We start from the raw sequence: 24,746 nt of genomic DNA, 5'->3' as shown, positions 1-24,746 counted from the left end.
ATATACCTAGAGGCTGTTACGCTTTCTCAGCTTCCGAGTTAAACTTTAATTATCGAAAGGAGGGGAAGCGGATTGCGAACATTACTATTTATAGTTATAGCAGGCATAGCAGGTCTGATCGTTTTAAGCACAGTTGCCCCATTGATAGGATTGTTTTTAACGTTAGCGCTTGGCTATTATGGTGTCCGCCGGTTTCTATTGACTGATTCAGCACTTGGTAAGCTGGGTTGGGCAGTGCTGGTGCTAATTGCATTGTCAATGTCGATATCAAATACGCCAGCATTAGTGGGTATTGTGGCGGCTTTACTTTTGTATTATGCATACCGCGGCTATAGGAAAGCACCTGAAGGATATGAACAAGAAGATTGGATGATCGATTAAAAAAAGGAGTGGATAATTATGACAAATATTTTCACGCGAATAAAAGATACAGTAGTAGCTGATTTTCATCATTTACTTGATCAAAAAGAGGAAAAGCATCCGATGACACATTTAAACCAATACATTCGAAAATGTGAGGATGAGGTGAAAAAACTTAAACAATTAATTGAAAAACAGTACATGATTAAACAACAGTATCAAAAAGAATTAAGTCAAGCAAAGTTAATGTTAGACAAACGTAGCAAACAAGTCGTTTTGGCCGAGCAAACCGATGAGCACGAACTTTTAGAGGAAGCAAGAATAGAAATGAATCAATATCAAGCTCGGGTAGATCAATTAACAGAAATGCATGATTCGTCAACAACACAAATTGAAGAAATCGAATCTAAATATGGGGAGATGCAACAGCAATTAAAGAATTTATATGTTAAACGTCTAGAATTAAAAGGACGTGAAAATCTTGCCCGTGTCCATAAAGGAATTAATCAAGTGTTACAAGCAGATTATATTGATCGTAGCAGTAATAAATTTGCTGAGGCAGAGGATTATATTGAACGTTTGGAACAACAAGTAAAAACGAACCACCGGTTGCATACTTTAGATGCGCGTTTTGCTGAATTAGAAAAAAAGCATTCTCTTTCAAAGTAAGATCGTGTACGCTATAGGTAGTTAAGTTGTTCACTTAACTACCTATTTTAATCAAAAAAGGGGTACGCCTATGTTTAACCCAATAGATAAAAAAATCGTGCCATATTTAATTTTGGCTACGATCGCATTGTTTATTGTTGAATTTGTCTTTCTACGCTCTGATGCGTATTTTTGGTTGCTTATTTGGGGCATTGTCACTTATTTTGCTTGGCAATATTATTATCGCCAAGAGGGGCGGGTCTTGTTTTGGGTTGGTATTGTTGCTTTTTCAATAATGATGTTGTCAACGTTTTTATTCCGTTTTATCTTAGCGATAATTGTAGTGATCGTTGGCTTATATTTTTATCAAATGAAGGAAAATAAAAAACGAGCACCGCAGCAATTGCAATTTGGTGAAGAACCGCTTGAAGAAGAAGAGTTGCTTTTCTCCAACCGCTGGTTTGGTAAGCAACAAACGGGAGCTAAGCCCTATCAATGGCAAGATATTAATTGTCAAACGCTTTTTGGCCAGACCATCATAAATCTAAATCAGACCGTCTTACCAAAGGGAGAGCCGACTCTAGTATTGCACCACTTAGTAGGAACAATAACGCTGATTATTCCTTATGATGTCGAGGTAAGTATTCACCACTCTGTCTTAGCGGGATCAGTAGATATTTTTGGTTATGGAGATGACCGAATCGTTAATCGCACCGTTCATTATCGAACGAAAAACTATCAAACAGCCCCTCAACGCATTAAAATTTATACCTCAATGATAGCTGGTCAGATTGAGGTGAGACGCGGATGAGAAGCTCTTTATTTCCAATTTTAATGCGTAGCTTGATGATAACCAATCTACTCATCTTTTCTTTAACTATATTGCTTTTCAGTCAGATCGATCCCTTGCAATGGTCGATGCTTTGGACGATACGCCTACAGCAATTGCCGTTGGGCTTGATTTTGTTATTAACAAGTGTGAGCATCGGAACGTTTAATGGTTTTATGATATTTTTCTTTCATAAGAGAGAATTAAAGGCCATTTATGATGCGCTTGTACAGGTTGAATCAAAGTCAACCGATGAGAAGGTGCGTTACTATGGTGGATCAAAAGAAGCTTATCAATGCATTTCGCAGATTCGTCAGATTCAACTGCATTTACAATCGGCAAGGAATCGGATGCAAAAAGTAATCAGTGAGCGCATCGAAGATCAAGAACAACAAATAGAAGCACGTCTTACCCAGGAACGAAATCGATTAGCGCGTGAGCTTCATGATTCCGTCAGTCAAGAGCTATTTGCAGCTTCCATGCTTGTTTCCGCTGTTAATGAAATGTTGGAACAAAACAACGATCAACTCAATCAACCTTTAGCACAGATTGAACGGATGATCCAACAAGCCCAACTAGAAATGCGAGCACTGTTGTTGCATTTACGACCGATCGCTTTAAAGGATCACAGCTTACAAGAAGGAATGGATCAATTGCTTACAGAGTTGGTATCAAAAGTACCGATTTCAATTGATTGGCGGACAGAGCCGATTACACTTAATCGAGCGGTTGAGGATCACTTATTCCGAATTTTACAGGAATCGCTGTCTAATGCTTTACGTCATGCAAAGGCAACGCAAATTGATGTGCTCTTTATTAAACGTGATCACATCGCCGTTTTATCGGTTGTCGATGATGGTGTTGGTTTTGATTGTGATGCGGAACAATCGGGTTCTTATGGGTTAGCTAATATGAAAGAAAGAGCTGAAGAAATCGGTGGCCAATATCAATTAATAAGTGTACCCGATCAAGGAACAAAGTTAGATGTGCGTGTACCGATTAATAAGCATGAAGGGTGAAGGTAAATGATACGAGTATTATTTGTGGATGATCATGAAATGGTGCGGATCGGCGTGACTACTTATTTATCGACACAACCGGACATTGAAGTCGTTGCTGAGGCTAGTAATGGGGAAGAGGCGGTTAAATGGGCGCTTGAGCTAAAGCCGGATATCATTTTAATGGATATTGTGATGGATCAGATGGATGGCATTGAAGCAACGAAACAAATTATCGCCAAGTGGCCCGAAGCAAAAATTTTAATGGTAACGAGTTTTGTTGATGATGATAAAGTATATCCAGCACTAGAAGCTGGTGCAATGAGCTATTTACTTAAAACGACAAAAGCCAGTGAAATTGCAAATGCCGTACGCAAAACAGCAAAAGGAGAGTCCGTGTTTGAAGCGGAAGTTACCAATAAAATGATGGCTAGGATGCGTGGGCAACAAGAAGTCCCTTTACATGAAACATTAACTTCTCGCGAGCGCGAAGTTTTAATGTTGATCGCACAAGGGAGAACAAACCAAGAAATTTCAGATCAATTGTTTATTGCATTGAAAACAACAAAAGTTCACGTAAGTAATATTTTAAGTAAGCTTGAAGTGCAAGACCGAACTCAAGCTGCTATTTATGCCTATCAGCATGAGCTTGTTTAAAGAAGGAGGGCGTTTATTTTGGAGCAAAAGCGTTATTTGCAAGAACTCAATTATCATTTGCGACGCTTACCAAAGTCAGTACGTGAAGATATTATCGAAATGTATCAAGATCAATTTAAGATTGCTGAATTAGAAGGACAACCCGTTCAAGATGTTATTTTAACTTTAGGACGTCCTAAGGCTGTAGCAGAAAAAGAGTTAGCGCTACACGCCGACCAGATTGATAAAGAACAAGAGCAACCTAATGCAATGAATCAATCGCGAACAAAGACAAATATTCCAGTACTCATTATGCTGATTATTTTTAATCTTATTTTTGTTTTAGGACCGGCAGTTGCAGTAGCTGGTGTAATATTTTCTTTTTGGCTAGTAGCCATTGTTTTAATGGCAACGCCACTTTTTGCACTGTGGGGTGATGTGCTGTTTTCACTTCCAGAAGCTTTTTTTGTTTTAATGTTATTTGGGCTAGGCACGTTGCTTTTTGTAGCCATGCACTATGTCGCGAAATTTATGAGTTGGCTCACCCGAGGCTATTTTAGAACAATGAATCGATTCGTGCGAGGGGTGATGTAATGAAGAAATTAGCAATCGTTGGTTTTTTGGCATTAATGATTGGTAGCATTGGTACGTTTATCTATCGTCAACAATTGTTTGATGTGGCTGGAGAAAATGTAGAAGAAGTGATGATTATAGAGGATTCTTCTATAACAAATATACTTATTAATGCTGATGTTGCTAACCTTTATTTCATTGAAAGTGAAGAACAACAGATTGAAGTACATGTATCAGGAAGATTAGACCAAGCGGTTGAAGATATTTTAATGTTTGACCAAGAATCGGAGACTTTACGGGTCGAAGTTGATCAAAAGCCAAGACGCTGGTTTTCATTGATACCAACTAGAAATAATGCTCAACTTAAGCTTACTGTAGCTATACCTCGATCTTTTGAAGGGCATGTCGATGCTCGTGTTGATTTTGGCTCTATTTATGGTGAAGGTTTAGCACTTGAAAACTTATCTGCTGAAGCGAGAGTAGGTCGAATTGAACTCACACAATTACAACTTGAATCAGGAAGAGCGGAGGTAGCTGTTGGGGATATTGCTATTCATCAAGTGAGTGGCAATTGGGATATTAAAACCAATGTAGGTGGAATAGGACTTGACCTTGTTGAATGGCAAGGAGAAATAGAAACACGTACGCATATAGGTGACATTCATGTACAGTTACCAGATCGCCCGGATAACTATTCACTTCAACTAGAAACAAGTTTGGGAGCGATTAAGTTTAGCGATTTTGTTGGTACAAGAACAGAAAATTTAGGGAAAACGTATATTGAAAACGTAGGTAGTCATGGACCAGATTTAATCGTAGAGAGCCAAATAGGTGATATTGAAATAAATTGGTGATGGAGCGGTGTCGGTTAACTCTATAAGTTGTTGTATCATCCTGTGACAGCTATAAAGCTGAAGCATCACAGCTAACCGGAAATAAACGTCCGGCTCAACTATATAGAGTAGCGGTTAGCTATTTAAGCGGGCGTTGAGACGCTAATGTCCAGGTAAACTATCAGTGGGAGAAGGACACCTCCCGCTGATTAAACGTTCGCTTTATATGAGACGCATTACTTAACGAGAAGTGATCATGCTTCATCATCATTGTCCTCAGTTTGAATGGCTCCAGCACGAGGGATCTTGATTAAAAATGAAATGTTATCATCGGTTAAGTCCAGCTCTTGGACACTGAAACGAAAGTTACTCTGAACATCAATTTGAGTCACTGCAACGTAAAGTTGTTCATTTTCTGAATCAAAGTAAAGCCAATCAGGTGTACTAATTTGTTGATTAATATAGTGTAAGATTCGATCACTTGGTAAGTCTAGCAAGCCGAGTGACATTTCGGTCATACTTAAGATTAAATCACCATTAGCTTGTACGTTAGGTTCCATTCTTACATTAAGTGGAATCGATGCGCCAAAGGCTTGAAATGATCCAAACAAATGGACATCTTGATCAATATGCACAGAAAATTCAGCGTTGTCAGCTAATAACACTTGATCTAAATAATCATTAATTAATTCGTTTAAGTCTTCTTTCGTTGATTCCACCCTAAATTCTGCGCCTGGTTCATCAATATATTGTGGTGTAGGTAAGACGTCAGAGCGAGGTGGGGAAACCAATATGAGAACAATAAAAAGCATTAATAAAACAAGGTTGACACTAAGAAGCATTAAAAAATAACGTTTATACATTTTTTTGTTCCCTTGTTTTATTTCTTTCATTTTCTCACCTTCTTTCTTACCTGCTTTTTGTTGGGCGAAACATAAGCGGGCCAACCGTCCGTAAAACGCCCGCTACAAAATAAAGCGCATAGATCACCTGATATAGGTAGGAGCTAATGTCTTGATTCATTGATAGGAAGAGAACGAAAATCCCCGCTGATTGAAGCGATGCTTTATTCTAAAGATATGCCTTGTTCAGCAGTTTCTTCTTCTCGTTCTTCAGCTATGTCTTCGAGTGCGGGTATAATCGCAAAAAGGATCCGTGATGCCATTAAAGAATACCCCGTACCATTTGGATGGAAATTATCATCTGCTAATAGATTGACTTCATTAATTTGGAACAGATCTTCGATTGGGATGAAGTGCCCGTTTGGATAATCCTCAACTATTGTTTTTCCCGTTTCATTCCACTCTGTTAATATACTGTCAAGCGCTTCTACGTCATCAAAATAGCCTTCAAATGGATTGAAAAATCCAATTAAATAGATTTCTGCTTCATCATTATATGCGTGAATCATTTCAAATACGTCCGTTAATCTTTGTTGGTAGTCGTCAAGCTCCAAGTCAAATACGCCTTCATTTAGGTCAAGGAAGTTTTCTCTAACAATCCGCATAATATCATTTGCACCAATCGTAACCAAAATAAGATCAGCTCGCTGTATCGAGCGCTTAAGTCCATTTTCTTCTTCTAAGCGTGTCAACAATTGATCCGTACGATTGCCACGTCTACCGTAGTTATCAATGTTTACTTGATAATTTAAGTCATTTAAACGGTGTTCTAATATACCAATATAACCATCATTATTGGTCTCATCACCGACGCCTTGAGTTAAAGAATCTCCTACAGCTGTTATATGATAATCATGTTGTGTAAAAACCCCAAGTGTCTGTTCAACGGCATCTCTTAAATTTTGAGACAAATCATTTGTTGCAGTCGCCACTTCTTCATCCATGTTTTCTACTTGTTCAAGCACCTGATCAATATTTTCACTGTCAGGTTCTGTTTGGGTAGTTTGATTTGATGATGTAGGTCTAATGATAAAGAAGAGAAAACCTCCTACGATCAAAAAGATTAACACAAGTGAGATTAGTGTCATTTTTTTTCGTCGTGTCATATGTAAAACATCCATTCAAAATAGTTTATGTGATCATATATATTCCCTATTCAATGAAATTAAAACAAGGCTGTGCAACTCATTATAAGACAAATATAAGTATAATGACAATAGTCGACGCTAATTTGCATCGATAACCAACAAAAAGCACAGGGGAAAGGAAAGTGAATGGTAACCTTTTCCGCTGTGCTTTAGTTATTGTATGCGTTGATTAATGATCGTGTTTAGGATGGTGTCGAATGTAATTAGCGGTTTTAAATAAGCATTCATTCTCAACAATCCATTGACCATTTTGTTCAGCTTGTGTTTTTAAGGCACTGTAATCTGCTTCTGTTCTAAACCAGATGATCTTCGCATCCGACGGTAAGACCTCAATCTGATTTGGCTCTGTAATAAATAAAAGATCAATAGGTCCCTCATTCTTTGCCAAATCAGTAAAGTGAAAGCCCAATTTGGTTAATTTTTTTAGACAGTTATGCTTGGTTTGGTCACCGGCAACGACGATATTTTTCAACCGTATATCACCATCAGCGCGTACAAACGGTGATTCAAGTGCCCATCGAATCACATCATCAAGCTTAGGTTGAAGGGTAACAGCAGTTCCAGTAGCTGTTGCAATGGCTTGGTCAAGATCTTTAACAAGGTCATCATAGCTTTCAAGCCCAACAGATAGGCGGATTAATGTATCACTCACTCCACTGGCTTGAAGGCCTTGTTCATTTAATTGTTGATGTGTAGTTGAAGCTGGATGAATAATTAATGACTTAGCATCACCAACATTGGCAACGTGTGAGAACAATTGGATATTATCGATCACCTTCCGACCCGTTTCACGATCGCCTTTGACGCCAAAGGTGATCACAGAACCAAATGTATTAGCGAGATACTTCTTGGCAAGTTCGTGACTTGGATGTGTGCTCAAACCTGGATAGTTAACCCAGTCAACTTGTGGGTGTTCGATTAAGAATTGAGCGATGCGTTTAGCATTGTAACCATGTCGTTGGATACGTAAATTTAATGTTTCCAATCCTTGCAAGAAGTTAAAGGCATTTTGTGGACTTAATGCCGGACCGATATCACGCAATAATTGGACACGCAATTTAATAGCAAACGCGGCTGGTCCAGTATCGATACCGAATCTAATTCCACCATAGGAAGAGTCGGGTTTAGTAAAGCCAGGGAATCGTTCTTGATTCCAATTAAAGCGCCCACCATCGATAACAATTCCACCAATCGTTGTCCCATGGCCACCAATCCATTTTGTTGCTGAGTGGACAACGATATCGGCTCCCCACGTAATAGGTTTTGCACTATAAGGGCTTGCAAATGTATTATCAATAATTAGTGGGATTTTGTGGTCATGAGCGATATTTGCTACCGCTTCAATGTCAAAAACGTTTAAAGAAGGGTTAGTAATGGTTTCAGCAAAAATCGCCTTTGTTTTCTCTGTTATCGTCGTACGGAAATTTTCTGGGTCTTTTCCATCGACAAAGATAACTTTAATCCCATACTTCGGAAGTGTTTTATCAAACAGGTTATAGGTCCCACCATATAAATTGCTGTCGGCAATAATTTCATCACCAGATTCTGCTAAATTTAAAATAGCAAGTGTAATCGCTGCCATCCCAGAAGCGGTTGCAACAGCAGCAACTCCATCTTCCAATAAAGCCATCCGTTGTTCAAATGCATCAACCGTCGGGTTCATAATGCGGGAGTATATGTTGCCAGGCTCGGCTAACCCAAATAAATTTTGGGCATGTTCTGTATTACGAAAGGCATAGGAAGTCGTTTGATAAATAGGTACAGCGACAGCACCTGTGGTAGGGTCAGGCTGTTGCCCACCATGAATGAGTTGTGTTTCTGCGCCAGATGAAGCAAACAATCGATTAGACATAATAAATTCCTCCTTTTTTAATTACACTCTTTTCAATAAGAGACTAAAAAATCGTAACAGGCTACGTGTAAAAAGTGTCATGGTTTATTTCATTAGCATAACTGCACGCACTTAGCCTTTGACTTTAGAAGTCTATACGTTGCTAATGCATAAAAAGCCCCCTTCTTTAAAAAGTAAGAAGAGGGCTTAGTCAGCAATTTCCCCCTCTTATCTTTCAGGTTAATTGTAACCTGTAGGATTTGGCACCTTTGCAAGCTTTCACTTGCGGGTTGCCGGGCTTCACAGGGCCTATTCCCTCAGCCTCTCTTGATAAGAGTTATACATGTTAGTAAGGATTATAGTTTAGATAGTAAAAATAGTCAAGGTTCTTTCTGACTATAACGAAAATTTAGACTATTAAGTGAAATCATTTATCATAGCTAACCGTCCGTCTTAAACTAGAGAATCGAACAAATCTATTTAGGGGTGGGACGGACACTCATGTCGATGTGCTGAGTCACTCAACGCCCCGTCAGTGGGTGGGTAAGATCGTTAACTAAAACCGTCACGTCCTGTGGCATCGTCTGCATGCCCTACGTTCTGTAGCCCTCCGCCGATTGATTGAAGGTTTGTATTATGTCTATATCTATTTGCTAAGGATATGGTGCTATGATGCGTTCATTAAAAAAGTCCTAGCGTCGGTTAGTTAACGTTCATAAATAAAGTGGGCGGGAAGGTTTAGTACCTATTTTAGAATATGTGCATAGATTAGTTATGGATAGGAGGGAGAGCTATGTCAGAACAGAATTTCGATGTATGGGAAGTTGCACGTGATTGGGTGAAAAAAATGGATAACTTGTTTAATAGCTATCACCAAGATAGTATGCTCGCTTCAATTGATCAATTTTTTCAAAACAGTCATATCCCCACCCATGTTAATCAAACGGATGAGGAGTGGCAGGTTAACTTCAAGTTACCTGGTGTGACTAAAGATAGGGTAAAGCTCTCAATTGAGCAAACCCATTTGGCCATCCGTATTACAGAGGATGAAAAAAAGGAAGTAAAGGATGACCAAGAAGGCGTCTACCATTTTAACCATTTTCAAAGAGAGCGCGAACGATTTATTCATATGCCCAATAATGTTATTCCCTCAACATTGACGGCTTCATTTAATGATGGTTTACTTACGGTGAAAGCCAGAAAAAAGAACGAGAAAAAACGTGATTTATTAATTGATTAATAAATCACGTCATCATCAAAGGATTGTCCACCTTTTATTTCGATCATTAAACGATGGGGAAGACAGATGCTTGTCTGACCAGGTCGACTAATCCAGCTAGTTTGGACGGCGATTTGGTCAGGGCTGTTATCCTCTTTTACTCGTATACGTGGACCATCAATTTCAATAATGTTGTATTGACCATCATTGGGATAGTAAGTGATCTCCTGATGGGGGGTATCTTCTGCTAGGACAAACTCATCAACAACTTCACCATTTATGGAAACGATAGCGATCGTTGGTTCTCCATCATTTTGCGTGCCTGCATGATAAGATGTAAAAACAAAGAAGGGAACAAAGGATAATATAATTAAAATCACGATAATAATAATATCGGTCGGTCTAATTTGTTGTTTTAAAGCTGTCCACACGACGATCAGCCTCCTCATATTAAATGACATCATCTTGCTGTTCACTATAGTGACGTGTGCGACAATGATTATATAAGTTAAGCCTATCGGATTGGCACCTGTTTCGTCAACATTAAAAACAAAATAATTTATCACAGCTAATCGTTTGTTAACGCCTGGCTTAAAGTAAAGAGCAGCGCTTATCTATTAAGATGGGAAATAATAGCCCCTTATGTCCTGATTCGTGCAACGGACAATCCATAGTGGAAAAACGAAAACACGCACTGATTGAGGTTTGACTCTGCTTTTGTATTGGAACAGCAAGATGACATAAGATAAGTCCAATGAGTAATAAACGACTAAATTAAATGGCTTAATGATGCCAATTGTTATCTATTTATGCTATATTGTGGTTATCGAGTGTAAGGGAGGGTTATATTTGGATATTATAGCAATTATATTTGGACTTACCATTTTCTTAAACATTGCTCTAGCATTCGCTATTGTCTTTTTAGAACGGAAAAATCCAACTTCAACATGGGCGTGGCTATTAGTACTTACTTTTGTCCCCGTTGTAGGATTTGCTTTGTATTTAGTATTTGGCCGGAAATTAAGTGGAAAAAAATTGTTTGTTTGGGATAATAAAAGTCGATTAGGTGTGAAGAAAGCCGTCGAAAATCAATTGCAATTATTAGATGAAGATAGTTTTCCAATTCCAGATCATTATCAAAAGCATAAGGACTTATTTTATATGCATCTTCGAAATAATGATGCGATTCTCACTCAAGAAAATGAAGTCGAAATTTTTAATGATGGACAAGCAAAATTTGATGCACTAATTCGAGATATTGAAGCAGCTAATCATCATATTCATATTCTTTACTATATTGTAAGAAGTGACAAACTTGGTTACCGTATTGCAGATGCATTAATTAAGAGAGCTGAAGCAGGGGTGACTGTTAGGTTTTTATATGATGATATGGGGGCAAGGCGGTTGAAGCGTCATTTTATTCATCGGCTAAAGCAAGCTGGTGTTATGGTTGAAGCGTTCTTTCCGTCTCCGATACCTAAAATTAACTTAAAAATTAATTATCGAAATCACCGTAAGTTGGCTATTATTGATGGGAAGATTGGTTATATTGGTGGCTTTAATATCGGTGACGAATATTTAGGAGAAGACCCCAAATTTGGTTATTGGCGAGATACTCATCTTCGCATTGTAGGTGAATCTGTTCGCAATATGCAAACACGATTTATTTTAGATTGGAATCAAGCTTCAAAACAGCAGATTTTACAATATGAACCAACTTATTATAAAGCAGAACCAACCGGCGATGTTGGTATTCAAATTGTTTCAAGTGGTCCTGATTCCGAATGGGAACAAGTTAAGTATGGTTATATTAAGATGATTATGGAAGCGGAAGAATATATTTATATTCAAACACCTTATTTCATCCCAGATGAAAGTTTGGCAGATGCAGTTCGGATTGCCGCACTGTCGGGCGTCGATGTGAGAATTATGATTCCAAATAAACCAGATCATCCATTTGTATACTGGGCAACCTTTTCTTATATAGGAAATATGCTTGAAGCTGGCGCGAAAATTTACATATACCAAAATGGATTTTTACATGCAAAGACGATAATGGTTGATGGTAAGCTTGCTTCAGTAGGTACAGCAAATATTGATGTACGTAGTTTCCGATTAAACTTTGAAGTGAATGCATTTCTTTACAGTGAAGATGTGACAGATCGCTTGGTAAAGGACTTTAAAGAAGATATGGAGGAATCTTCTTTACTCACATATGAAGCCTATAAAGAGCGATCGATCTGGATTCGTGTTAAAGAATCAGTCGCACGGTTGATTTCTCCTATTTTATAATAATATAACGCACCTTTAACCAGTGGAGGCGTGCGTTAGCTACTAGCTAAAAAGATGATCGCTACGCTCTATTTTGAGCTAGGTGTTTCATGGACGCTTATCCGTGATAAAAATCAAACGTGATGGATAACCGAACCGTCACGTTTGATTCGTTTGGTCATCGTTAAATAGGTTTAGTGGCTTGACAATTGTTATGATCATGAAACAATAGAGAGACAAGTAAGGAATAGAGGGTTAATAAAATGGAAATATTATCAGTTGAAAAGTTAACGAAGGCTTTTGGCGATAAAGTGTTATTTGATCAAATATCTTTTTCGATTGAAAAAAAACAGCGGATCGGATTGGTTGGTGTTAATGGTACAGGTAAATCTACGTTTCTCAAAGTCATTGCAGGAAAGGAAGGGCATGATAGTGGTGAAATAAATCATGCTAAAGCATTCTCGATTGGTTATTTGGCTCAAGAACCGGAGCTAGTTGCTAACCGCATGATATTAGATGAGGTGTTTGCTGGTGAAGCTGATATTATGGTGGCGATGCGCGATTATGAAACAGCGTTACTAGCGTTAGCAGAACAGCCTGATGATGTCATGGCACAAAAGCAATTTAGTCGCACGCAAGCTAAAATCGATGAATTGAATGCATGGGATGCAAACACAACGGCAAAAACGATTTTAACAAAGCTTGGCATTGAGCATTTTGATCAAAAGATTGAACGACTATCTGGTGGTCAAAAAAAACGTGTTGCACTGGCAAAGGCGCTTGTTCAACCCGCCGATTTACTCATTTTAGATGAGCCAACCAACCATCTTGATCATCAATCGATTGAATGGTTGGAGCAGCATCTTCCGAACTATCAAGGCGCGGTTATGCTCGTGACGCATGATCGTTATTTTCTTAACCGTGTCACCAATCGTATTTATGAGCTTGATCAAGGCCAACTTTATCGTTACAACGGCAATTACCAAACATATTTGGAACAAAAAACGGAACGATTAAGGTTAGAAACACAGAATGAGCAGAAACATGCCAATATTTTAAAGCGAGAAATTGCCTGGCTGAAACGAGGGGCTAAAGCAAGATCAACCAAACAAAAAGCAAGAATTGATCGGGTAGAAACGATGAAAAAAGAAACATTCACTACCAATCAGGAACAACTTGATTTGGGTGTAGGAATGACGCGATTAGGGAATAAGGTTATTGAATTGAAAAATATAGCAAAAAGCTATCACCACCAACATATGATTAAACCATTCAGCTTTCTTGTTAAACCGGGTGATCGAATTGGTATTGTCGGTGCTAATGGCAGTGGAAAAACGACGTTATTAAAAATAATCGCTCAACAAGTCATACCAGATCAAGGGGAGATCGAAATAGGCTCAACTGTAAAGATCGGTTATTATCAACAAGACCATCAAGATATGAATCAAGAATTACGTATTATAGATTATATTAGAGAAACAGCTGATGTGATTCATACTGAAAATGGTGTAACCGTTAGCGCAGAACAAATGCTCGAACGGTTTTTATTTCCTCGTGCTCAACAATGGACATTTATTCATCGGCTTTCCGGTGGAGAAAAGCGCCGGTTATATTTGTTGAAGGTGTTAATGGAAGAACCCAATGTATTATTATTGGATGAGCCAACAAATGACCTTGATACAGAGACGTTAGCTATATTAGAAGATTACTTAACCCAGTTTTCAGGCGTTGTGATTACGGTTTCGCACGATCGTTATTTTCTAGATAAATTAACTGAGCAATTGCTAATCTTTAAATCACAAGGTGTGATCACAAGCTTTTATGGCAATTACAGTGACTGGTTGGAAACGGATAAGGAAAGTACACAACAAGCAACGAAGTCATCGAAACAAAAGGCGGTAGAACGACCAAAACGAAAAAAATTATCCTATCACGAACAAAAAGAATGGGAAACGATTGAAGATGAGATTGCTGATTTAGAACAAGCGATCGAACAGGTGAAAGAGGCCGTTGTAGCAGCTGGATCAGATCTTGAGCAAGTGCAAACGCATTATCAGAAACAAACAGAGCTCGAGCAAATGCTAGAAGCGAAAATCGAGCGATGGGAAACACTCTCGCTCCGTTTGGAAGAGTTAACATAGAAGCAAACGCATTTCTAAATCACTGGCGGTTATGTATAATAATAAGGGTAGAAAATATTGGAGGGATATCAATGGCAGATTTAGAGTTACAAGAAAAATATGCGGAATTAGCATTAAGAACAGGTGTTAATTTACAAAAAGGGCAAGCTTTAATGATTAATTCATCGATAGAAGGTGTAGCGTTTACCCGTATTGTCGTACGCAAGGCCTATGAATTAGGAGCAAAGGAAGTGATGATTAACTGGCAAGACGATGCGATTACTTTGCTGAAGTATCAACATGAATCCGAACAGGTATTGACCACGATTCCACAATGGCAAGTGGATAAATTCTTGAGCTATGCAAAAGATGGTGCAGCTCTTTTACAAATTCGATCAACCAATCCCGACCTATTAAAAGATGTTGATGCTGAAAAAGTAGCTAAAGCAACAAAGGCATCAGCTCAAGCGATGAAAGAATTTCGACAATATACGATGAATGACCGGATTGCATGGTCCATTATTTCAATTCCAACAGGAGATTGGGCACAGAAGATTTTTCCGGATGCGGTCGACCAAGAAGAAGCGAAAGAGCGACTTTGGCAACAAATCTTTAAGATTGTCCGTGTTGATCAAGATGACCCAATTGCTGCTTGGGATCAACATAATCAAACGTTGAAAGATGCGCGAGAAGTATTAAATAACAAAAAATATAAACAATTAATTTTTAAGGCACCAGGCACAGATATAACTTTTGATTTACCCAAAGGTCATATTTGGAAGGGTGGAGGAGCAAAAACAGCCGATGGATGCCACTTCAATCCGAATATGCCGACAGAAGAAGTGTTTACATTACCACATAAATATCACGTCAACGGAACCGTTTCAAATACAAAACCGTTAATTTATGGTGGGAACACGATTGATAACTTTAAGTTAACCTTTAAAGATGGTAAAGTCGTTGATTTTGAAGCAGAAACAGGTTATCAAACATTGAAGCATTTGCTTGATACAGATGAAGGTGCTACCCGTTTAGGCGAATTGGCGCTCGTTCCAGATGCCTCTCCAATTTCACAATCTGGATTAATTTTCTATAATACGCTATATGATGAAAATGCATCTTGTCATATTGCATTAGGTAAAGCGTACCCGAACAACCTTGAAGGCGGCTCTGAAATGTCAGATCAAGAACTGGATAAGCATGGTGTGAACGACAGCCTAACACATGTTGATTTTATGATTGGTTCTAGTGAACTTGATATCGATGGTGTCACAGAAGATGGAGCAATTGAACCTGTGTTTCGCAAGGGTGCTTGGGCAATAGATATGTAAACCGAATAAAGCGAAATAGAGGAAGAAATAGGAGCGATTGCTATGAAAAAAATGATGGTTAATTTAATACCAATATTATTCTTATTTATTGTTGTGACTATTTTACGAGAAGTTTTTAACTTAAATTCAATTATATATAATGGATTGATCTTTCTTATTATATTATTGATGGCTATTCTTAGGTTGATAAAGAACAGCGGGTCATACAAGTAGATAATTAATCATCCTACCAACGCAAACCAAGCGCTCTTCCTCTCCGACTGATGGTTCGTTAAGTGAATCATGACATGAGCGTCCGTTAGTGCTCACCTAAATAGCTGATCTCTGTTCTCTATCTTGAGCCCAGTGTTTGACGGACGGTTATCTGTGTTAAAGCTTGTCAGGTGTTAGCTATGCCTGACAAGCTTTTTATCATTTGTTTAAAAGGATAGAAATGTCTATGTGTAATATAATTTTCAGCATCAAAACAGGCCATAAAAATGGTATCGATCTTGTTTCGGGTATATGTGCACCCGTTAATTATCTGAATGGGACTTAAATGCAGAAGCCAGCATTAAGCGAATCCGGTTGAGCTGATTAACGGTCGAGATCCCAGGGTCATAATCAATAGCTGTCATGTTTGCTTTCGGATAGTGTGATCGGATTGCTTTCATCATGCCACGACCGACGATGTGATTAGGTAGGCAGCCAAACGGTTGCATAATGATAACATTATTAATGCCAGCTTTGAGAAATTGAACAATTTCACCTGTCATATACCATCCCTCACCGGTATGATTGCCCAAAGAAATTATTCCCTCAACGTCTCTAGCTATTTCTTCAATTGAATGAAATGGCGTGAATCGTTGGGACTGTTGTAACGCTTGATTAATTGGCTTGGTCAATCGTTCGATGAGCTTGAGCGCAAACTGAGCTGTATATTTATTAGATCCATTAAAGCCAAGATGTTCAGCTTTCCATTTCATCGTTAGTAAGTTATAGTTCATAAATCCCAACAAATCAGGAAGAACGGCTTCAACGCCTTCTGCTTCAAGTGAGCAAACAAGATCGTGATTGGCGACGGTTGAATGCTTAACTAATATTTCACCAGTAAGGCCGACAATAGGTTTACGTTGATTTGAGATTGAAAGGGTATCGAAATCTGTAATGATGTCTTGGACTTGTTTAGTAAAACTCGCTAAATGTCCACGTTGAACGGTTACCTTTGCTTTTGCTGACCATTTGTCATATAGTCTATTGACACTGCCGTGCTCAATTTCGTATGGTCGTGTCCGATTCACTAATTTTTGTAGTAAATCCCCATATAACACGGCTAAAAATACACGTTTGATTAACGGTAACGTTAACTTAAATCCTTGATTTTTCTCTGTTCCTTTATTGCCAAACGAAAGGGAAACGACCGGAACTTGTGGAAACCCTGCATCGGTCAATGCCTTTCTTAATAAAGGGATATAGTTTGTTGCTCGGCAGCCACCACCGGATTGTGTCATCATCACTGAAGTATGATCAACATCATAGGCTCCGCTTTTTAATGCTTTAACTAATTGACCAATCGTAATGATTGCGGGATAACAAGCATCATTATGAACATATTTTAGTCCCTCTTCAATACCTGCTCTTCCCGTATCTTCCGTTAATTGAACAACATGATATCCTGAAGCCCGTAATGCTTCGTCAAATAGACCTTCTTGATGAATCGGGCTTAATAAAGGGAGTAATAATGTATGATTTTTCTTCATGCTTTTTGTGAACGTAACCTTGCTTGGTAGTGCTTGATCCCTCTCAATAGATGTTGTCGAATCACGTCGCTCATGCATCGCTGCTTTCAATGAGCGAATTCGAATTCGGGCTGCCCCTAAATTGGATCCTTCATCAATTTTCAAAACGGTGTTAATCTTGCTATCTTGTTCAAGAATTTCTTGTACTTGATCGGTGGTGATCGCATCAATCCCACACCCAAATGAATTTAATTGAACCATTTCTAGTGTTGGGAATTTACAGACAACCTTTGCTGCAGCAAAAAGCCGGGCATAATAGGTCCATTGGTTGACAACTCGCAAGCCTTTCACTTCTTCAAGGTGGCAGATGCTATCTTCTGTTAAGACATGAAATCCTTCTTGTGTCATCATGTTGGCGATACTATGATTGATTTTAGGATCGGCATGATAAGGGCGACCAGCCAGCACGATCGCCTGTTCTTGACGTGATTGAACCGTGATCAGTGCTTGTTCACCTTGTTTTTGTAAGTCATGTCGGTATTTATTTAATTCCTCTTGCCCTGCTTGATAAGCTAATTTAACCTCTTTTTTTGTTAGCCCCTTATCTTTAAGTGACAAATAAAGCGTATCGATCACATGCGTTGGCTTGCTCAAATTTAAATGCGGGGCACGAAAGTCAACACGATTAGCCATGATCGGATCGCTATTGTTTTTAATCACTGTTGGATAAGAGGTAACAACTGGACAATTATAAGAATTATCTGCTGTTTCTTGTTCAGGCATTTCTAAATTTATCGCAGGATAGAAAATCATATCGACTTTATGATCAATTAAATACTGAATATGACCATGCACCATTTTTGCTGGAAAGCAGACCGAATCATCTGGAATGGTATCGATACCGCTATGATAGATTTTTTTCGTTGATGGCGGAGATAAACGGACCTGAAAGCCTAGCTTAGTAAAAAACGTAAACCATAATGGGTAATGATCATAGAGATTTAAAACCCTTGGAATCCCGATCGTACCTCTAGGGGCATCTGGTTTATCTAACGGTGTGTAGCCGAATAAACGTTTCAATTTATAATCGATTAAATTAATAGGTGTTTCGGTTGCTTGCTTTTGATTATATTGGGCTTTTGCCCCTTTTTCACAACGGTTGCCGGTAACGAAACGCCTACCGTCAGGGAAAAAGATAATCGTAAGTGCACAGTTGTTCTCACAAAGTCGACATTGCGCGAATTTCTTTTTAGTCGAAAACGTGTCAATTGCATCTATCGTTAACACTTTGGACGTTTGCCCGTCTTTATAGTTCTCCTTGGCGATCAATCCAGCGCCATATGCCCCCATTAATCCAGCGAGGTTGGGGCGAATGACTTCTCGTTTGGTCATGATCTCAAAAGCGCGTAACACCGCCTCATTGTTAAACGTCCCACCCTGGCAGACAATTTTTGCTCCTAGTTCTTGTGGATTTCGTACCTTTATCACTTTATGAAGCGCATTTTTAATGACAGATATCGCAAGACCTGCTGAGATATTCTCAACAGTCGCGCCTTCTTTTTGGGTTTGTTTTACTTTAGAATTCATAAATACGGTGCAGCGAGATCCTAAATCAACGGGATGATCAGCCAGTAAGGCTTTCTGAGCAAAGGCTTTTACATCATGCTTTAACGTTTGCGCAAAGGTTTCAATAAAGGATCCACAACCCGAAGAACAGGCTTCATTTAATTGAATCGATGCTAATGTTCCGTTTTTAATCGTCATCGCCTTCATATCTTGACCACCAATGTCTAAAATGAAATCAACGCCAGGTTGAAAGCGATTGGCTGCTTTATAGTGGCATACGGTTTCTACCTCACCTTGGTCAACGTGTAAGGCGTTTTTGATTAACGCTTCACCATAGCCGGTTACGACAGTACGACCAATGTATGTATTTGCAGGCATCGCTTGGTAAAGTTGCTTTAGAATAGCCATTGTTTTTTGTAACGGATCGCCTTCGTTGGAACCATAAAATTTCCACAACACATCACCATCTTTATCGATAAGGATGGCTTTTGTCGTCGTTGAACCCGCATCGATTCCTAAAAAGCAAACCCCTTGATATTGATCCAAATCACTTTCGGATACAGTTGCTTTTTGGTGGCGTTCTCTAAATTGTTGCAACGCTTCTTCATTTTCAAACAAAGGATCTAATGTCTGTAATGGTGTCAGCTGTTTTGCTTGCTCCGTCTCAAGTGCTTGTTTTAGAGTAATGAAATCAGTCGACTGACAAGACGTTGCATCAAGTGCTGCACCGATAGCGACAAAGTATTGCGAATCACTTGGGAAAATCACGTCATCGTTTTTGAGCTCAAGTGTTTCAATAAAGCGTTGCCGTAATTCACTCATAAAACAAAGCGGACCACCTAAAAAAGCGATTTTCCCTTGCAGTTTGCGTCCGGCAGCAAGCCCGGTAATGGTTTGGTTAACAACCGCTTGAAAGATTGATGCCGCAATATCTTCTTTTGCTACCCCGTCATTAATTAACGGTTGGATATCGGTTTTAGCAAATACACCACAACGTGAGGCGATTGGATAGATCTTTTTATGTGTTTTAGCAAGTTCATTTAAACCGTTAACATCGGTGTTTAATAGACTTGCCATCTGATCGATAAAGGCACCGGTCCCACCTGCACATGTCCCATTCATGCGTTGATCTAGGTTATAATCAAAAAACGTTATTTTTGCATCTTCTCCACCTAATTCAATCGCAATCTCGGTTTCAGGTATAAGTGTCTCAACGGCTTTAGAACAAGCGATCACTTCTTGAATAAACGTTATATTAAGGGTGTCGGCTAAACCAATCCCACCTGAACCAGCTATTTTCAACTTAATAGGCTGGTCGTCAAATGTATCGATCAATTCTTGGAATAATCGATAGACGGCTAATTTTATATCTGAATAGTGCCGCTGATAGGTTTTATACAGTAAATGCTGGTCTTGATCAAGAACAACGATTTTAATCGTTGTCGATCCAATATCGATGCCTACTAATAAAGGTCGTTGTTGATTCATGAAAAAGCACCTTTCTTAAATGGAATAATCGAATAATTACTGTCCAGTATTACCAAAACATGCGTATTTCTTACATACCGTAAGTAAAGAGTGATAACAGCTGATGTGATAAAACAGTTCGCTTTAACTATGTTTCACTAACACGTCCATTGATCAGTCATTATGTCACGAGCTATATGTACTTTAAATGATTTACGAGCTTTGAATAACTGCTATTCATTTTATCCCCCTTATTCATTGTCTCTGAATTTTTCCTAGCTCGGTCTCTACCTGTAGGAGTCATCGAGCTAATGCCTTAGTAAAATGTTCAGGTTTGTCATTTAATTTTGTGTTATTATAAAAATAAAGGATAAAGAAGGGGATAATTTGGATAAAAATGGGTTTATATATGCTGCAAAAATGACTAACTCTTTAGCCAAAGAAATTCCAGAAAGTAATTGGGATGCTCAATTAATACCAGAATTGGGTACATTGAGAAAGCTTTTTAGACACATGGTTCGGGTAAGAGATGTTTATTGTGATGGTCTGAAAACGGGGTGTGTTTGTTTTCCAGGTGAATTGGCATCAGAAGAGGATAGTTTGATTCATGAGTTAGAACGTAGTATGGAGGAATTAGTAATTGCATTCAAACAGACAAAATTTAAATCGATAAAAATGGGAACGGAGTATCTAACTATAATGGAATTATTCAGTACAGCAATACAGCACGAGGGCATTCATCAAGGGCAGTATTTTGTGGCACTTAAACAGTCAGGATTTGAGCTACCAAAACAGTGGGTCGAGGGTTGGCACATGTAATTCTGAAGGTTTGTAAATATATTTACTTAAACATCAAAGAAGCAGAAAAGGAAAAGGTTGTATAATGATGTTATTTGCTAATGGAAAGTGATAGTGGGAAAAGCTACTGTGTCACGAGTAGAATAGTAAGATATGAGATAGAAGCTAAAGTAATGAAAAAAGGGGTATAAAGATGGAACGAACGAGCGGTACTGAAGAAGCGATAAAAAGATGGGATCGGTTTGCAGATGCATATTCTGCAACTCATACTGAACAAGGAGACCGTCATAAAGAAGTTTTTTTAAATCCGACTTTATTTTCGCTTATGGGAGAAATAAGACATAAGAAAATTCTAGATGCTGGGTGTGGAGAAGGCTATCTAAGTAGACTATTAGCTAAATCCGAGGCCAAAGTAACTGCTGTAGATTATTCACCACGAATGCTGGAAATTGCTAAAGAAAGAACGCCAACAGAATTGAAAATTGATTATCGGCAGGGGAATTGCGAAGCATTGCATTTTTTAGAAAATGAGGTTTTCGATTTAATAGTTTCCAACATGGTTATTCAAGACCTTGCGAATTACGAAAAAGCATTTCAAGAAATGTATCGGTTATTAATAGACGGCGGTTGCTTTATTTTTTCCATTTTACACCCTTGCTTTGTTACTCCTAATAGTGGTTGGGAGAGAACAAAAGACGGTAAGAAGCTGCATTGGAACGTCGATAACTATTTTTATGAAGGGGCATATGAACAACCTTTAGGTGATAAAGAAAAAATGATATTATTCCACAGAACGTTAACAAGTTATATAAACACTTTAATTAAAACAGGCTTTATTTTAGAAAAAGTAGTGGAACCGAAGCCATCGGTAGAGATGTTAAAAAAATATCCTTCCTTTGAAGAAGATTTTAGGTGTGCTGATTTTATCGTATTTAAATTAAAGAAGCAGCGCCAAGCATAGTGATTTAAAATTAACTTCATGCATAAAGGAATTTACTGCAAATTGAGGCAAAGACGTTCATTTACTTGGGACGTTTTGAGTCTGCTTTCCTTCAATCGTTATGTTTTAAAAAACGAATGGGCGCACGGTCATTCGTTTATGTGCATGTACGCTCGAGCCAAAAAGCCAGCTGTTAAAACAATCTGGCTCTGGCGTGTGGTTATCTTTTTCTTTAAAAAAACGCCGACTATCTTTTTGTTGATGGTCCCATTTATCGAAAGCGAAAGGCGTAATGTTTAATCATCTTATTTCTTTTCCTCGAACGACGTATGTCTTAACCGTAACCTAGCCAGTTACTAATCTAAAGGTAGAGTGGGGACTTTCTAATGTTCATAAGGCATTTTCATAATCAAAGCGTCACGAGACATGATTTTTTAACAAAACAGCTTTAATCATCGTATAATTGATGTTGTCATCAATCATGTCTTTAATCATTTTTAATTTAGGTTCATCTATGGTCTGAGCAGCTTCTAACACAGCTTCCTCCACTTCTTCGTTAAAGAAGTCTGACCAGGTAAGTGGATGGCCTTCTTGATGGGCTTGAAATAGATGACTAGCGATGGTTTGTTCTTGAATGCCACGTTTTTTAGCAATTTGCTCGATAGTATCGCCTTCTTGGTATAACTGGTGGCTGATCAGATAACTAGGCTGGTCGCTTGTTTTTAATGTGATGATTTGTAAAAAGGCTTCCCCATATTGATCGAATTTCTTTAAACCTACCCCTTTAATAGCGAGCATGTCATGTTTGGTTTGCGGAAGTGCTCGACACATCTCCTTTAAGGTCGCATCAGAGAATATCACATAAGGTGGGACGTGATCTTGCTCAGCAAGTTCTTTTCTTAAATGACGTAATTGTTCAAATAATTGTTGATCAAAGTCGATTGCTTCTGTTTGTTGAATCGTTGTAGCACGCATCCATACTTTTTCTTCATTCTTTAAAACGGCTGCCGCTTTTTTAGTTAATTGTAAAATCGGAAAACGTTGGTCGCCTGTTGTTAAGAAGGATTCAGCAACAAGGAAATGAATAAATTGGGTAATTTCCTTCTCTGTGCGGTGTTGCATTAAACCGTATGTCGATAAGCGATCAAAACCGAATTGCTTTACTTTTTGATCTTTAGACCCTTTTAATACTTTAGCTGTTAACCCAGCACCAAAACGTTGTTCCATGCGCATGACACAAGAGAATACCATTTGTGCATCACGTGTGCGATCGATTTTCTCGCCAGTATGTGTGCAATTCGAGCAGTGATTGCACTGGTAGTCTGGTCGTTTATCATTGAAATAATCAAGGATGTAAGCTTGTAAACAATCGTCTGTGTGACAATAATTGATCATGGCTTGCAGCTTTTTATATTCAAGGGCTTTTTTGTCGTCTTCAAGACCCGATTGTTCAATTAAATACTTTTGTAAGTGGGCATCTTGACCGGAATATAGCAAAATGCAATCGCTCGGTTCCCCGTCTCTACCGGCACGTCCAGCTTCTTGGTAGTAAGCTTCGATATTCATCGGTAAACTGTAGTGGATAACAAAGCGCACATTTGACTTGTCAATCCCCATGCCAAAAGCATTTGTTGCCACCATCACCTCAACCTCATCATTAATAAACGTGTTCTGTTGATCACGACGCATTTCCTCTGATAAACCGGCATGATAGTAAGCAACTCGAAAACCTTTTTGCGTTAATAACGCATAAATCGATTCAACTTGTTTTCGTGTCGGTGCATAAATAATACCCGCATCTTGCTTATGGTCATTAAGATAGTTAAGTAAAAAGTTTTGCTTATCTTGTCCTTTGACAAGATGGAGATGAAGATTATCACGGGCAAAACCTGTATTGACAACATTGGCATCATTGATTTTAAGCAGAGATTGAATGTCATCAATCACTTCTGGTGTGGCGGTTGCTGTCAGTGCCAAGCGAAATGGAATATGGTGAAGTGTTTGTATGGTTCCAATGATCGAACGGTAGCTTGGGCGAAAGTCGTGCCCCCACTGTGATATGCAATGGGCTTCATCAAATGCCAAAAAGGCAACCTCTATTTGTTTCACGGTATATAAAAACGAATCACTATCAAAACGTTCTGGTGCAACATATACAAAGTCAAAAGCTCCTTGCTGTATTTTTCTCATCCGCTGAGTGTAGTCTTGGTGTGATAAACTACTGTTAATAAAAGTTGCTTTCATCCCCAATGTCTCGAGGCTATCGACTTGATCTTTCATTAAAGAGATGAGCGGAGAAATGATAATAGCCGTGCCAGACATTAATATACCTGGTATTTGATAACACACTGATTTCCCTCCACCAGTCGGCATAATGCCAAGTGCATTGTGACCAGCTAATGCTGAGTCAATCAATGCCTCTTGACCAGGCCGAAATCGATCGTAGCCGTAATAGGTTTTTAATACATGTCTTGCTTTATCTAGCATGTCGTGAACACCTTTCTAACAATTAATAAAATCCGATTTCAAATCGAAAAACAGCTAACCTATAGGAAAAG

At 38.6% G+C, this 24,746-nt stretch carries 19 protein-coding genes and 1 riboswitch; of the genes, 13 read left to right on the top strand and 6 right to left on the bottom strand.

The genetic code is table 11. The features are described 5' to 3' along the window. Nucleotides 1-72: 72 nt before the first annotated feature. The 7 genes from B494_RS18935 (at nucleotide 73) to B494_RS0104085 (ending at nucleotide 4,898) form a co-directional block, all read left to right on the top strand. The gene (locus tag B494_RS18935) at nucleotides 73-381 is read left to right on the top strand and encodes a lmo0954 family membrane protein (RefSeq protein ID WP_017471104.1); all 309 of its coding nucleotides are present in this window, start codon (nucleotides 73-75) and stop codon (nucleotides 379-381) included. 18 nt (nucleotides 382-399) lie between these two features. Next, entirely contained in the window at nucleotides 400-1,029 is a 630-nt protein-coding gene (locus B494_RS0104110) for a PspA/IM30 family protein (protein WP_017471103.1), read from the top strand. Between the two features lie 70 nt (nucleotides 1,030-1,099). Continuing rightward, nucleotides 1,100-1,819 (top strand): cell wall-active antibiotics response protein LiaF, encoded by a 720-nt coding sequence (gene liaF / locus B494_RS0104105; protein ID WP_017471102.1) that lies wholly within the window; start codon nucleotides 1,100-1,102, stop codon nucleotides 1,817-1,819. After that, nucleotides 1,816-2,856, top strand: coding sequence for a sensor histidine kinase (locus B494_RS0104100; protein ID WP_017471101.1), 1,041 nt, complete (start codon nucleotides 1,816-1,818; stop codon nucleotides 2,854-2,856). The genes liaF and B494_RS0104100 overlap by 4 nt, the downstream gene beginning before the upstream one ends. A gap of 6 nt (nucleotides 2,857-2,862) precedes the next feature. After that, the gene (locus tag B494_RS0104095; RefSeq protein WP_017471100.1) at nucleotides 2,863-3,492 is read left to right on the top strand and encodes a response regulator; all 630 of its coding nucleotides are present in this window, start codon (nucleotides 2,863-2,865) and stop codon (nucleotides 3,490-3,492) included. An 18-nt stretch (nucleotides 3,493-3,510) separates the two neighbouring features. Then, nucleotides 3,511-4,065 carry an HAAS signaling domain-containing protein gene (locus tag B494_RS20110; protein ID WP_017471099.1) on the top strand — a complete coding sequence of 185 codons (555 nt, stop codon included), beginning with the start codon at nucleotides 3,511-3,513 and terminating at the stop codon, nucleotides 4,063-4,065. After that, nucleotides 4,065-4,898: a DUF4097 family beta strand repeat-containing protein gene (locus B494_RS0104085; RefSeq protein ID WP_017471098.1), complete on the top strand. Its 834-nt coding sequence runs from the start codon at nucleotides 4,065-4,067 to the stop codon at nucleotides 4,896-4,898. Before B494_RS20110 ends, B494_RS0104085 begins: the two co-directional genes overlap by 1 nt. Before the next feature lie 233 nt (nucleotides 4,899-5,131). On the opposite strand, the gene B494_RS0104080 is transcribed toward B494_RS0104085, so the two are convergent. From B494_RS0104080 to B494_RS0104070, 3 genes are all read right to left on the bottom strand, one after another. Continuing rightward, nucleotides 5,132-5,770, bottom strand: a complete 639-nt coding sequence (locus tag B494_RS0104080; RefSeq protein WP_017471097.1) for a YpmS family protein — start codon at nucleotides 5,768-5,770, stop codon at nucleotides 5,132-5,134. A gap of 173 nt (nucleotides 5,771-5,943) precedes the next feature. Next, complete coding sequence (locus B494_RS0104075) at nucleotides 5,944-6,885, bottom strand: GDSL-type esterase/lipase family protein (RefSeq protein ID WP_017471096.1); 942 nt, start codon at nucleotides 6,883-6,885, stop codon at nucleotides 5,944-5,946. Nucleotides 6,886-7,096: 211 nt separating this feature from the next. Further along, complete coding sequence (locus tag B494_RS0104070; protein ID WP_017471095.1) at nucleotides 7,097-8,779, bottom strand: O-acetylhomoserine aminocarboxypropyltransferase/cysteine synthase family protein; 1,683 nt, start codon at nucleotides 8,777-8,779, stop codon at nucleotides 7,097-7,099. A gap of 204 nt (nucleotides 8,780-8,983) precedes the next feature. After that, nucleotides 8,984-9,095: riboswitch (SAM riboswitch) on the bottom strand. Between the two features lie 456 nt (nucleotides 9,096-9,551). Between B494_RS0104070 and B494_RS0104065 the strand changes: the two genes are divergently transcribed. Next, the gene (locus B494_RS0104065) at nucleotides 9,552-9,998 is read left to right on the top strand and encodes an Hsp20/alpha crystallin family protein (protein ID WP_017471094.1); all 447 of its coding nucleotides are present in this window, start codon (nucleotides 9,552-9,554) and stop codon (nucleotides 9,996-9,998) included. On the opposite strand, the gene B494_RS0104060 is transcribed toward B494_RS0104065, so the two are convergent. Then, entirely contained in the window at nucleotides 9,995-10,408 is a 414-nt protein-coding gene (locus B494_RS0104060; RefSeq protein WP_017471093.1) for a NusG domain II-containing protein, read from the bottom strand. The genes B494_RS0104065 and B494_RS0104060 overlap by 4 nt on opposite strands. 418 nt (nucleotides 10,409-10,826) lie before the next feature. Here B494_RS0104060 and cls point away from each other — a divergent pair, with 418 nt between their 5' ends. The 3 genes from cls (at nucleotide 10,827) to B494_RS0104045 (ending at nucleotide 15,699) form a co-directional block, all read left to right on the top strand. Continuing rightward, a complete protein-coding gene (gene cls / locus B494_RS0104055; RefSeq protein WP_017471092.1) occupies nucleotides 10,827-12,269 on the top strand; it encodes a cardiolipin synthase in 1,443 nt (480 codons plus the stop codon). A 242-nt stretch (nucleotides 12,270-12,511) separates the two neighbouring features. After that, a complete protein-coding gene (locus B494_RS0104050; protein WP_017471091.1) occupies nucleotides 12,512-14,389 on the top strand; it encodes an ABC-F family ATP-binding cassette domain-containing protein in 1,878 nt (625 codons plus the stop codon). A 71-nt stretch (nucleotides 14,390-14,460) separates the two neighbouring features. Beyond that, the gene (locus B494_RS0104045; RefSeq protein ID WP_017471090.1) at nucleotides 14,461-15,699 is read left to right on the top strand and encodes an aminopeptidase; all 1,239 of its coding nucleotides are present in this window, start codon (nucleotides 14,461-14,463) and stop codon (nucleotides 15,697-15,699) included. A 515-nt stretch (nucleotides 15,700-16,214) separates the two neighbouring features. Here B494_RS0104045 and B494_RS0104035 read toward each other — a convergent pair. After that, complete coding sequence (locus tag B494_RS0104035; protein ID WP_017471088.1) at nucleotides 16,215-20,471, bottom strand: 2-hydroxyacyl-CoA dehydratase; 4,257 nt, start codon at nucleotides 20,469-20,471, stop codon at nucleotides 16,215-16,217. A 366-nt stretch (nucleotides 20,472-20,837) separates the two neighbouring features. Between B494_RS0104035 and B494_RS0104030 the strand changes: the two genes are divergently transcribed. Together B494_RS0104030 and B494_RS0104025 are read left to right on the top strand one after the other, a co-directional pair. Beyond that, nucleotides 20,838-21,269, top strand: a complete 432-nt coding sequence (locus tag B494_RS0104030) for a DinB family protein (protein ID WP_017471087.1) — start codon at nucleotides 20,838-20,840, stop codon at nucleotides 21,267-21,269. Between the two features lie 172 nt (nucleotides 21,270-21,441). Further along, a complete protein-coding gene (locus tag B494_RS0104025; protein WP_017471086.1) occupies nucleotides 21,442-22,209 on the top strand; it encodes a class I SAM-dependent methyltransferase in 768 nt (255 codons plus the stop codon). Nucleotides 22,210-22,605: 396 nt separating this feature from the next. Here B494_RS0104025 and recQ read toward each other — a convergent pair whose 3' ends face one another. Then, nucleotides 22,606-24,675, bottom strand: a complete 2,070-nt coding sequence (gene recQ / locus B494_RS0104020) for a DNA helicase RecQ (protein WP_017471085.1) — start codon at nucleotides 24,673-24,675, stop codon at nucleotides 22,606-22,608. Nucleotides 24,676-24,746 lie beyond the last annotated feature (71 nt).

Source organism: Amphibacillus jilinensis Y1, assembly GCF_000306965.1.
Taxonomy (GTDB): Bacteria; Bacillota; Bacilli; order Bacillales; family Amphibacillaceae; genus Amphibacillus_C; species Amphibacillus_C jilinensis.
Note: the sequence above shows the minus strand (reverse complement) of the source record. Positions and strands in the feature narration are given on the sequence as shown.